Source organism: Dietzia sp. B19 (genome assembly GCF_014145155.1).
Classification (GTDB): domain Bacteria; phylum Actinomycetota; class Actinomycetes; order Mycobacteriales; family Mycobacteriaceae; genus Dietzia; species Dietzia natronolimnaea.
Genome location: NZ_JAALED010000007.1, coordinates 1 through 1,207, shown reverse-complemented (window position 1 = coordinate 1,207; position 1,207 = coordinate 1). Strand labels below are relative to the sequence as shown.

Genomic DNA, 1,207 nt, shown 5'->3' with positions numbered 1-1,207 from the left:
TAGTTCCAGTCGCCCTGGCCGTCGAAGGCGCCGAAGGGACGCCCGGGGCCGTTCTTGACGATGAACGGGTCGCCGTTGCGCGAGTTCTCGTAGTACCAGCGCGCGTCCTCGGGGCTGACGTTGATGCAGCCGTGGGAGACGTTGCGGACGCCCTGGTCGGCGATCGACCACGGGGCGGAGTGGATGTAGATGCCGTCGTAGCTCAGGCGGACGGCGTCGTTGATGATCGAGTCGTACCCGCCGTCCTCGATCCGCAGCCCGAAGGCCTCGGAGTTCATCCGCACGTTCCGGCCGCGCTGACCCGTGTAGTAGGTGCCGTTGTAGGTCTCCCAGCCGCGCATCCCCGCCGAGGCCCGCATGGTGCGCACGTGCTGGCCGTTACGCGTCACGGTGATGAGCTTGGTGCGGTCGTCGTATTCCGCGATCAGCGCGTCACCCGTGCGGAAGGCCTGCTGCCGCTTGCCGCCGGCCCAGACGGTGACCGAGGTGTTGACCGGCCAGAAGGAGTGCGGGCGCCACCGCACCTCGGAGTTGTTGACCCAGTAGAACTTGCCCGCCACCGGGGGCTCGGTACGGATGCCGAGCGTGGCCTCCGCGCGGGCCCGGTCCGTGATGGGCCGATCGAAGAAGAACATGACCGGCTGCGCCACGCCGACGATCTCGTTCTGCGTGGGGAAGACGTTGACGTCGCCGTACTCGGGCGCGGGTCGGTCGGGACCGATCACCGGATAAGTCAGGACCGGCATCGCCCCTACCCCCGGGATGAGCGGGGTGGGCAACGGCGCGTTCTCCAGCTGGGGGATGCCGGGCGGGCTCGGGGGCATCACCGACTGCGCGTTGGCCGCCGGGGCGAGCCCCAGGACGAGGGCGGCCGCGGCGAGGATCGAGGCGAGGACCGTGATCCGGGGCGAACGGGTCATTGCTACTCCTGGGGACGACGGAGACGAGGGGTACCTCTCAGCCTAGGCGGAGGACTCTCATAGGGTGTCGTGCGCCATATCGATTGTGTTTCACCCCGACCCGCGGGGGGTGGGCCGGGGGCCGGTCCCGTGGCCGCCTCAGTAGTTCCAGTCGCCCTGGCCGTCGAACTCGCCGAACTGCCGTCCCGGGCCGCCCACCACGATGAACGGGTCGCCGTTGCGGGTGTTGTCGTAGTACCAGGCCGCGTCCTCGGGGCTGAGGTTGATGCAGCCGTGGGAGACGTTGC

2 protein-coding genes are annotated in these 1,207 nt (G+C 69.2%); both read right to left on the bottom strand.

Annotation, left to right across the window (positions count from 1 at the left end; translation table 11 throughout):
• On the bottom strand, nucleotides 1-920 hold a 920-nt coding region (locus G6020_RS00285), incomplete at its 3' end, for a L,D-transpeptidase (protein ID WP_182609280.1).
• 138 nt (nucleotides 921-1,058) lie between these two features.
• On the bottom strand, nucleotides 1,059-1,207 hold a 149-nt coding region (locus tag G6020_RS00280; RefSeq protein WP_182609279.1), incomplete at its 5' end, for a L,D-transpeptidase family protein.